The 236-nt window shown below is 63.6% G+C and carries 1 pseudogene; it reads left to right on the top strand.

The annotated features are described in order from the left end of the window. A pseudogene (locus P9217_RS30360) lies at positions 1-236 on the top strand (ABC transporter permease); the annotation flags it as partial.

The following is a 236-nucleotide window of genomic DNA, read 5'->3' as shown; positions in this document are numbered from 1 at the left end:
ATGTCAGCGTCCTGATGGTCGTCGTGACGTGGTTGATCCTGAAGTACACGTCGTTCGGTCTGGCGGTGCGCGCGGTCGGCGAGGATCCACGCGCCGCGGACAAGGCGGGCATCAGTGTGGCCAGGACGCGTTATCTCGGTGTGCTTTACGCCGGCGTCCTCGCGGGTCTCGGCGGAGCGTTCATGTCGGTTGCGGACAGCAATACGTTCACCGAGAACATGACCAAGGGAGCAGGC

This window comes from Mesorhizobium sp. WSM4989 (assembly GCF_029625795.1).
In the GTDB taxonomy this organism is placed as follows: domain Bacteria; phylum Pseudomonadota; class Alphaproteobacteria; order Rhizobiales; family Rhizobiaceae; genus Mesorhizobium.
Note: the sequence above shows the minus strand (reverse complement) of the source record. Positions and strands in the feature narration are given on the sequence as shown.